This window comes from Ilumatobacter sp., from assembly GCF_049588435.1.
GTDB lineage: Bacteria > Actinomycetota > Acidimicrobiia > Acidimicrobiales > Ilumatobacteraceae > Ilumatobacter_A.
The window spans coordinates 1-4,415 of sequence record NZ_JBAVYV010000579.1 but is presented as its reverse complement, the minus strand read 5'-3'; the positions used below and the strand labels follow the sequence as shown (position 1 = coordinate 4,415).

Genomic DNA, 4,415 nt, shown 5'->3' with positions numbered 1-4,415 from the left:
CCGACGTCACTGCCATCCGCCAATCCCTCGCCCCCACCCCCTGACGGCCACGGGCAATTCCGCCGCGCCGACCAGCCGCTCTGCCCCCACCCATCCCCCACGCCCACTCGGGAATTTCGAGCGATCGTGACGGCTGGCGTCACGATCCCTCGAAATTTCTGCAGGGCGCGCGCGATCAGGCATGACGCGATCAGGCATGGTGCTCAGGTCGCAGGCGCCGGTGCGGCTGCGCCGGGGAGTGCGTGAACCGGGCCGTCAGGTGACGTGTGGCGGGAGGCGGCCGATGTCGGCACCACGCTTGACCGCGGCGATCCCGAGACCGCCCTCACCGCTGACGCTCGTGACCGAACCCACCTCATTGCCGTCGGAGTCGTGGACCGGATCCCCCGGTGCCCCACCTTGCGGCAGGTCGACGATTCTCAGCGACCGCGGGGCGTCGGCACCGCGTGAGTCCATCCGCTCCACCAGTTCCTGGCCGGGATAGCACCCCTTCTGGAAGTTGACGGCGAACGTGGTCACGCCCGTCGCGGACGGGATCGTCTTTCCCGGTTCGATCTCGAAGCCCATCCGGGGCCAGCCGCCGCCGATCCGGGCGAGCTCGTGTTCGACCGACGGAGAATCGGCGTCGGCGTACTCGACGGTGGTCTCGGCATCGACCCGGATCTTGAAGCGGTTGATGCGCGCGAGCAGGCCGTCGCCGAAGCCGGCGTCGGTGTCGAGCACGAACTCGTCGTCGCCCGCTCGACGGATCCGCGCCAACGACTCGACCTTGCCGGTCGGATCGAGCACGAATGTCCAGCGCGAATCCCCGACCGCCAGATCTCGAATCTCCTGGGCGATCTGCGACTGAAGATATGTCGCAGCATCGGCCCCACGCACCACGACCCGATCGCGTGCCGCATCGTCGATGAACTCGTTGGTGGCGGTGACTGCGTCGTCGATCTTCATCCGTGCAGTCTGCCGTGCGAGACTGGACAACGACATGAGCGACGACCTGACGGGCTGGACCCACGATTCGAACGACGACGACTCCGACATCGGAGGGGACGGCGACCCGATCTACGCCGACTCGGTCGCGGGTCCCGACGGGTCCCGCGTCACCATCGACCAGCTGGCCGAGCGGACGGTGGGGACCGTCCTCGGCCTGGTGCGACGCGCGAACGCGTTGGCCGGTGGTGTCCTGATGGTCGCCGGGGTGATCATCGTCGGGAGCTTCCTGCTCGGAATCGCCGCGCTCGACGGCGGCGCACAGACCTTCTGGATCATCTTCGGTGGCGCCGGTGTCGTGGTCGGTGTGGGTGGAGTGCTCCTGTCGATGTGGCGGCTGCACCTCGTCCGCCGTGGGAGCAACCTGCTGGTGAACGAGGTTCGTACCCTCATGCTCGACGATCGGAACTCGGAGCGAACCGTGATCGAGACCGTCGAGGTCACCGAGCAGTCGGTCGATGTCAACGTCGTGCGGGTGTCACGGCAGTTCGCCGGGCTGCGCGACGTCGCCCAGCGCGGCACGACGACGTACCCACAGTTACTGCTGGCAATGCGTGCGATCACCACGTTCCCGCTCTGGATGTTGCTCGCGACGTTCACGGCGTTGGCGTTCATCCCGATGGCGCTGATCTTCGTGCTCATCCTGCTGTTCTGAAGCCGGCGAGCGCCCGGACGAGCGAACCGAGGCGGATCAGGCGACCGTTCCCGCGGCACGTCGCGCGGCGGTCATCCGACGTGCGGCCGGGATCGTGGCGAGCAGCCCCGCAGCCTTGTTGCGACACTCGAGATCCTCGTCGTCGGGGACGGAATCGGCAACGATTCCCGCACCGGCCTGCAGGCTCGCGCGCGAGCCGTCTCCGGTGATGAACATCGTGCGGATCGCGATCGCCGTATCGAGGTTGCCCGACCAGTCGACGTAGCCGACGACTCCCGCATACGGCCCCCGTTTGACCGGCTCGAGCGAATCGATGATCTCCATTGCGCGTACCTTCGGAGCCCCGCTCACGGTGCCAGCGGGCAGAGTCGCGCGCAACACGTCGATCGGCCCGAGGCCGTCGACGAGGTCACCCGACACCTGTGAGGTGAGGTGCATCACGTGGCTGTAGCGCTCGAGGGTCATCAACTCGTCGACGGTGACGGTTCCGAACTTCGCGACGCGACCGACATCGTTGCGTGCGAGATCGACGAGCATCACGTGTTCGGCGCGTTCCTTCGGGTGTTCGATCAACTCGGCCGCCATTCGACGGTCGTGTTCATCGGTCTTGCCGCGGCGTCGAGTGCCGGCGATCGGGCGCGAGATGACCCGACGATCGAGCAACTGCACCATCGGTTCGGGCGACGAGCCGACGATGGTCAGCTCCGGGTGCTTCACGAAGTACATGTACGGCGACGGGTTGACCTGTCGCAGCACGCGGTACACGTCGAACGGGTCGGCGTCGAGGTCGAGGTCGTACCGCTGCGCGAGCACCACCTGGAAGATGTCGCCCGCGACGACGTGCTCCTTCGCGACTTCCACGGCCCGCTGGTACATCCCGGCGCCCATGGTCGACTCGAGATGCGGAAGCTCCTCCCCCGGGTTCGGCGGTTCGACGGGCGTGTACGCGAGCGGCTGGGCGAGGTCGCTCACCGACTGCTCGACTCGCGCGGTGGCTGCGTCGTAGGCCGCGTCGAGATCGGTCGCGTCGAGGCCCAGGGTACGGACGCTCTCGATCAACGAGACCCGCTGGCGCCAGTGGTCGAACGCGGCCAGCGACCCGATCACCGACATCACTGCGTCGGGATACGACCGATCGTCGGGTGGCGTGTCGGGCAGGTGCTCGACCTCACGGATGACGTCGTATCCGAGAAAGCCCATCATCCCGCCGTGCAGCGGAGGGAGATCGTCGAAGGTCGGGCTCGAATACCGCGCGAGAACGGCCTCCATGGCCGCGAGGATCCCGTCGTCCGTCGGCACGTCGTCGGGAAGCGGGCCGTCGATCTCGACGACGCCGTCACGCAGGACGAGTGTGGCGGACGGGTTCCATCCGACGAACGAGAATCTGGCCCACCGCTCGGCCCCCTCGACCGACTCGAGGAGGAATCCCGGACGGTCGCCGACGAGCTTCGTGTAGGCAGCGACGGGGGTCTCCAGGTCGGCGAGCAATTCGGTCCAGACGGGGACCACACCGTGCTCGGCTGCGAGGGAGTGGAATTCCTCGCGGGTCGGTTGGATCCTCATCCGAACGACTGGAAGAAGCAGGTGCGTTCGCCCGTGTGGCAGGCGCCCGCGCCTTCCTGTTCCACCTTGAACAGCAGCGCATCGGCGTCGCAGTCGTAGTACGCCTCGCGGACGAACTGACGATCTCCGCTGGTGTCGCCCTTGCGCCAGAGTTCGTGTCGGCTGCGCGACCAGTAGACCATCCGGCCTTCGTCGAAGGTCATCTTCAGAGACTCGGCGTTCATCCACGCCAGCATCAGCACATCACCGTTCTCGACGTCCTGCGCGATCGCCGTCACCAGCCCGTCGGCGTTGTACTTGACACCGGCGAGTTGCTCGGCGGTGGCCTCGATGGTCGTCGTCTCCGGCATCACATCATCCTACGAAGCCAGACCTCGCGCACCCCCCATCCATTCGGGTGAGGATCCGACGCACCGTCCGGCTCACTTCCGGGGCCACGGGCGCGCGCTCAGAGGTAGAGCCCGGTCGATGCTTCGATGCGTTCGGCGGCCACGGCGTGCAGTTCCCGGTCGCGCAACATGATGTAGTCCTCGCCCTGGACCTCGACCTCGTAGCGGTCGTCGGGGCTGAACAGCACCTTGTCGCCGACCTCGCAGGAACGGACGTTCTGCCCTTTGGCGACCACCGTCGCCCACACCAGTCGCTTGGCCATCTCGGCTGTGGCGGGAATCAGGATTCCTCCCGACGAACGACGCTCGCCGTCATCCGAGGTGCTCACCAGCACGCGGTCGTTGAGCATCTTGATCGGCAGTTTGTCATCGAGCCCGGACATCAGCGGGCAGGGTACCGGCGGGCGGTGTCAGCGGCCGATCGCCGCTTCGATCTCCTCGCGGACCTCGTCGGTGATCAACGGGATCACGTCGACGGCCTCGAAGTTCTGCACCACCTGCGACACCTTGGATGCTCCGGTGATCACCGACGACACCATCTCGTGCTTGGTGGCCCAGGCGAGTGACAGTTGCGCCATCGAGCAGTCGAGGCGGTCGGCGATCGGGCGGAGCTTCTCGACGCGTGCGATCGCGTCGCCGTCCGACAGGCGGTCCTGCAACCATTCGTACCCGGACAGCGCACCGCGCGAATCGTCGGGGATGCCGTCCTTGTACTTGCCGGTGAGCAGACCCGACGCGAGCGGGCTCCAGATGGTGTTGCCGTAGTTGAAGTCGGCGTTGACGCGGGCGTACTCCGTCTCGACCTTCGTGCGCTCCAGCAG

Annotated in this window: 6 protein-coding genes; 1 reads left to right on the top strand and 5 read right to left on the bottom strand. The window is 66.8% G+C overall.

Annotated elements, in window-relative coordinates; genetic code table 11:
• Positions 1-255: 255 nt before the first annotated feature.
• Positions 256-948, bottom strand: coding sequence for a YgfZ/GcvT domain-containing protein (locus tag WBV89_RS21805; protein WP_423983435.1), 693 nt, complete (start codon positions 946-948; stop codon positions 256-258).
• Between the two features lie 34 nt (positions 949-982).
• Here WBV89_RS21805 and WBV89_RS21800 point away from each other — a divergent pair, with 34 nt between their 5' ends.
• Positions 983-1,642 (top strand): hypothetical protein, encoded by a 660-nt coding sequence (locus WBV89_RS21800; protein ID WP_423983434.1) that lies wholly within the window; start codon positions 983-985, stop codon positions 1,640-1,642.
• Between the two features lie 36 nt (positions 1,643-1,678).
• On the opposite strand, the gene trpE is transcribed toward WBV89_RS21800, so the two are convergent.
• The 4 genes from trpE to WBV89_RS21780 all read right to left on the bottom strand — a co-directional run.
• On the bottom strand, positions 1,679-3,205 hold the full coding sequence (gene trpE / locus WBV89_RS21795) for an anthranilate synthase component I (RefSeq protein ID WP_423983433.1): 1,527 nt from the start codon (positions 3,203-3,205) through the stop codon (positions 1,679-1,681).
• Positions 3,202-3,555 (bottom strand): phosphoribosyl-AMP cyclohydrolase, encoded by a 354-nt coding sequence (gene hisI / locus WBV89_RS21790; RefSeq protein ID WP_423983432.1) that lies wholly within the window; start codon positions 3,553-3,555, stop codon positions 3,202-3,204. Before hisI ends, trpE begins: the two co-directional genes overlap by 4 nt.
• Before the next feature lie 98 nt (positions 3,556-3,653).
• Positions 3,654-3,977 carry a GroES family chaperonin gene (locus tag WBV89_RS21785; protein WP_423983431.1) on the bottom strand — a complete coding sequence of 108 codons (324 nt, stop codon included), beginning with the start codon at positions 3,975-3,977 and terminating at the stop codon, positions 3,654-3,656.
• A 27-nt stretch (positions 3,978-4,004) separates the two neighbouring features.
• Positions 4,005-4,415, bottom strand: a 411-nt coding sequence (locus WBV89_RS21780) for an aldo/keto reductase (RefSeq protein WP_423983430.1), incomplete at its 5' end; no start/stop codon positions are given.